Below are 4,961 nucleotides of genomic sequence, written 5' to 3' on the forward strand. Positions count from 1 at the left end.
CGACGCGGCGCGATGCGCCCGTCTTCGCTCACTTCACCGATACCGATGAAGCGACCATTGTGATCCTGTACCCGTACCATGCCGAACTTCGGTGCATCCGGGGCGCGAACCGGCTGGCCGTTGAGCCAGTAGAACGAGCTGTGCTCCGAGAACTGCAACAACGGCCAATCGAGCAGGCCGCTGTCCGATGGCATCAGGAAGCGATCAACCGCTTCGTTGCCGCCTTCGGCATGTACCGCTTCCAGCTCTTCCAGGGTGACGGTCTGGGCCAGCGTGAAAGGCCCGGCCTGGGTACGTCGCAGTTCTGCAACGTAAGCGCCACAACCGAGTTTTTCACCAATATCCTCCACGAGGGTACGAATATAGGTGCCTTTGCTGCAATCCACTGCCAGTCGCGCAGTATCACCTTCGAAGGCCAGCAATTCCAAGCGCGCAATAGTAACAGAACGCGGTTCGCGCTCCACTACTTCGCCAGCACGCGCCAGCTTGTACAACGGCTGGCCATCACGCTTGAGGGCCGAGTACATCGGCGGTATCTGACTGATTTGCCCACGAAAATCCGGCAGGACAGCTTCGATATCGGCGCGACCAACGGTCACCGGGCGTTCCTGCAGAACCTCACCTTCGGCGTCCGCCGTGGTGGTGGTTTTGCCCAGTTGCGCCAACGTCTCGTAACCCTTGTCCGAATCGAGCAGGTATTGCGAGAACTTGGTGGCTTCACCGAAGCACAGCGGCAGAACGCCGGTGGCCAGCGGATCGAGACTGCCGGTGTGACCGGCCTTCTCGGCGTTCAGCAACCAGCGGACCTTCTGCAAAGCCGCGTTGGAGGTGAACCCCAGCGGCTTGTCGAGCAGGATGATTCCGCTGACATTACGACGGATACGTTTGACCTGAGCCACCGATTACTCCTTGGTGTCTTCGGCTTCTGCCGCAACCGGATGCTGATTGTCTTCAGCCACAGCGCGCTCGATCAATGCCGACAGATGCGCACCGCGCACGACGCTTTCGTCGTAGTGGAAGTGCAATTGCGGGACGCTGCGCAGCTTCATTTCGCGAGCCAGTTGCATACGCAGGAAACCGGCGGCGGAATTCAGCACCTTGATGCTTTGAGCGATGTCTTCAGCGCTGTCCTGGCCCATCACGGTGATGAAAATCTTGGCATGACCGACGTCACGGCTGACTTCCACAGCAGTAATGGTGACCAGGCCGACGCGCGGGTCTTTGACTTCGCGACGGATCAGCTGTGCCAGCTCGCGCTGCATCTGATCGCCGATACGTTGGGTACGGCTGTATTCTTTTGCCATGTCTTGTTACCTGTTACTGCCCCACGGTGAAACCCGTGAGGTCTGAAAGCGGCAAACGCCCGGCCTGACAGAAGCCAGACCGGGCGTTGCGTTTAGAGTCCGGGTGATGCGTCGCACGATTGAGTGCGACCGGCCATCACGGCTCCTGAAGTGCGCGAGTTAGAGGCTGCGAGCAACCTGAACCTTCTCGAAGACTTCGATCTTGTCACCGACTTTGACGTCGTTGTAGCTCTTCACGCCGATACCGCATTCCATGCCGGCACGCACTTCGGAAGCGTCATCCTTGAAGCGGCGCAGGGATTCCAGCTCGCCTTCGAAGATAACGATGTCTTCACGCAGTACACGGATTGGACGGTTACGGTGAACAACACCTTCGATAACCATGCAACCGGCGATCGCGCCAAACTTCGGCGAGCGGAACACGTCACGCACTTCGGCGATACCCAGGATGTTCTCGCGAACATCGCTGCCGAGCATGCCGGTCAGGGCTTTCTTGACGTCTTCGATGATGTCGTAGATCACGTTGTAGTAACGCATATCCAGACCTTCCTGCTCGACGATCTTGCGAGCGCCGGCATCGGCACGCACGTTGAAGCCGAACAGTACAGCGTTGGAAGCCAGTGCCAGGTTGGCGTCGGATTCGGTGATACCACCGACACCGCCACCGACCACACGCACCTGCACTTCGTCGTTACCCAGGCCGTTCAAGGCACCGTTCAACGCTTCCAGCGAACCACGGACGTCGGATTTGAGGACGATGTTGAGCGTCTTCTTCTCTTCCTGACCCATGTTTTCGAAGATGTTTTCCAGCTTGCCGGCGTGAGCGCGAGCCAGTTTGACTTCGCGGAACTTGCCTTGACGGAACAGAGCCACTTCACGGGCTTTCTTCTCGTCGGCAACCACGCTCATCTCGTCGCCAGCGTCCGGGGTACCGTCCAGGCCGAGAATTTCGACAGGGATGGCCGGACCGGCTTCCTTGATTGGCTTGCCGTTCTCGTCGAGCATGGCCCGAACGCGACCGTAGTTCGAACCGACCAGGACCATGTCGCCTTGACGCAGGGTACCGTCCTGAACCAGAACGGTAGCCACCGGGCCACGGCCCTTGTCCAGACGCGATTCAACCACGACACCACGGCCAGGAGCCGAAGGAGTTGCAGTCAGTTCCAGGACTTCGGCTTGCAGCAATACGGCTTCGAGCAGTTCGTCGACACCGGTACCCATCTTCGCCGAGACCGGTACGAATGGAGTATCGCCACCCCACTCTTCCGAAGTCACGCCGTGGACCGACAGTTCGCTACGGATGCGATCGAGGTCAGCACCTGGCTTGTCGATCTTGTTCACAGCGACAACCAGCGGAACGCCAGCAGCCTGAGCATGCTGAACGGCTTCGATGGTTTGCGGCATTACGCCGTCGTCCGCTGCAACCACCAGGATCACGATGTCGGTCGCCTTGGCACCACGGGCACGCATTGCGGTAAACGCGGCGTGACCAGGGGTGTCGAGGAACGTCACCATGCCACGGTCGGTTTCAACGTGATATGCACCGATGTGCTGGGTAATGCCACCGGCTTCGCCAGCAGCAACCTTGGCACGACGGATGTAGTCGAGCAGGGAAGTTTTACCGTGGTCAACGTGGCCCATTACGGTCACGACTGGCGCACGGGAAACAGCCTCACCTTCAAACTTCAGGGACTCTGCCAGGGAATCTTCCAGGGCGGTATCGCTGACCAGGGTCACTTTGTGGCCCAGTTCTTCAGCAACCAGTTGGGCAGTTTCCTGATCCAGTACCTGGTTGATGGTCGCTGGAGTACCCAGTTTGAACATGAATTTGATGATTTCAGCAGCCTTGACCGACATCTGCTGAGCGAGATCGCCAACAGTGATGGTCTCGCCGATCTTCACTTCACGCACGACAGGGCCGGTTGGGCTCTGGAAACCGTGGGCGTTGCGCTTCTTCAGCTTGGCCTTGCCGCGACCACCACGACGGAAGCCATCGCTTTCTTCGTCGGTAGTACGTGGGGCAACGCGTGGCGCAGGTGCCTTTTCCTTGACCGAAGCACGATGCGGAGCGTTTTTGCGCTCGCCATCGCCACCACCGCGACGATTGTTATCGTCGGCACGTGGCTTGTCCGGACGGCGCGGCTCGTCACGCTTGCGAGCGTCTGCAGCCGGTGCGGCAGCCACAACCGGAGCGCTTTCACGCACAGGCTCGGCCACTGCAACAGGCGCAGCAACAGGTTCGGCTGGAGCGGTCGGCGCAGCAGCAGGCTGGCGACGCGCTTCTTCTTCGGCGCGACGCTTGGCTTCTTCTTCAGCCTTCTGACGTGCAGCATTTTCTACTGCGCGACGTTCATCCAGTTCACGCTTGCGCTCGGCTTCGATTTCTTCCGGGCTGCGCTGTACGAAGACTTTCTTCTTGCGTACTTCAACGCTGATGCTTTTGCTGCCAGCAACACGCAGGGTGCTGGTGGTTTTACGCTGCAGCGTAATCTTGCGTGGTTCTTCCACTTTCGCCTTGTGGCTGCTTTTCAAGTGAGTCAGCAACGATTGCTTCTCACTGTCAGTCACACTTTCTTCGGCGGCGGTGTGCGGCAGACCTGCCTCACGCATCTGCTGCAACAGGCGCTCTACCGGTGTTTTGACCTCATCGGCCAGTTGTTTCACCGTGACTTGCGTCATGCACTTCTCTCCTCAGGCCGCGCCTAATTACTCGAACCAGTGGGCTCGGGCGGCCATGATCAACTTGCCGGCACGATCATCGTCAATGCCGTCGATGTCGAGCAGATCGTCAATAGACTGCTCGGCCAGGTCTTCGCGGGTAATTACGCCGCGCACCGCCAGTTCCATCGCCAAATCCTTGTCCATACCCTCAAGCGAGAGCAGGTCTTCGGCCGGATGGGCGTCTGCCAGCTTTTCCTCAGTAGCGATGGCTTTGGTCAACAAACGATCCTTGGCACGAGCGCGAAGCTCGTTGACGATGTCTTCGTCAAAGCCGTCGATGTTGAGCATCTCTTCCAACGGTACGTAGGCAATCTCTTCCAGGCTGGTGAAGCCTTCATCTACCAGCACCTGAGCCAGTTCTTCATCGACTTCAAGCTCTTCGATGAAGTTGCGCAGGATGTCGCCGGTTTCTGCTTGCTGCTTAGCCTGGATGTCCGATTCGGTCATCACGTTCAGGGTCCAGCCAGTCAACTGGCTAGCCAGACGCACGTTCTGACCACCGCGACCGATGGCCTGAGCCAGATTGTCTGCGCCAACGGCGATGTCCATTGCGTGGGCATCTTCGTCAACGATAATTGCCGCAACCTCAGCCGGGGACATGGCGTTGATTACGAACTGAGCCGGGTTGTCGTCCCACAGGACGATGTCCACACGCTCACCGCCCAACTCGCCCGACACTGCCTGGACGCGCGAACCGCGCATACCGATGCAAGCGCCCTGCGGGTCGATGCGTTTGTCCTTGGAGCGGACGGCGATCTTGGCGCGCGAACCCGGATCACGGGATGCAGCCATCACTTCGATCAGGCCTTCAGCAATTTCCGGCACTTCGATGCGGAACAACTCGATCAGCATTTCCGGCGCGGTACGCGACAGGATCAGCTGCGGGCCGCGGTTCTCGGTGCGGATTTCCTTGAGCAGCGCACGCAGACGCACGCC

The 4,961-nt window shown here is 59.1% G+C and carries 4 protein-coding genes; all 4 read right to left on the reverse strand.

The features are described 5' to 3' along the window. Positions 1 to 899, reverse strand: an 899-nt coding sequence (gene truB / locus D8U18_RS13025) for a tRNA pseudouridine(55) synthase TruB (protein WP_131107763.1), incomplete at its 3' end; no start/stop codon positions are given. A gap of 3 nt (positions 900 to 902) precedes the next feature. Next, the gene (rbfA, locus tag D8U18_RS13030; RefSeq protein WP_034148332.1) at positions 903 to 1,304 is read right to left on the reverse strand and encodes a 30S ribosome-binding factor RbfA; all 402 of its coding nucleotides are present in this window, start codon (positions 1,302 to 1,304) and stop codon (positions 903 to 905) included. 159 nt (positions 1,305 to 1,463) lie between these two features. Then, positions 1,464 to 3,983 carry a translation initiation factor IF-2 gene (gene infB / locus D8U18_RS13035; RefSeq protein WP_056854969.1) on the reverse strand — a complete coding sequence of 840 codons (2,520 nt, stop codon included), beginning with the start codon at positions 3,981 to 3,983 and terminating at the stop codon, positions 1,464 to 1,466. 27 nt (positions 3,984 to 4,010) lie between these two features. Beyond that, positions 4,011 to 4,961, reverse strand: a 951-nt coding sequence (locus D8U18_RS13040; protein ID WP_131107762.1) for a transcription termination/antitermination protein NusA, incomplete at its 5' end; no start/stop codon positions are given.

The organism is Pseudomonas sp. Sample_10 (assembly GCF_004321495.1).
GTDB lineage: Bacteria > Pseudomonadota > Gammaproteobacteria > Pseudomonadales > Pseudomonadaceae > Aquipseudomonas.

Excerpts from the sequence above, each read along its gene's own strand:
- rbfA (WP_034148332.1), bottom strand. The coding sequence starts at position 1,304 with ATGGCAAAAGAATACAGCCGTACCCAACGTATCGGCGATCAGATGCAG.
- infB (WP_056854969.1), bottom strand. The coding sequence starts at position 3,983 with ATGACGCAAGTCACGGTGAAACAACTGGCCGATGAGGTCAAAACACCG.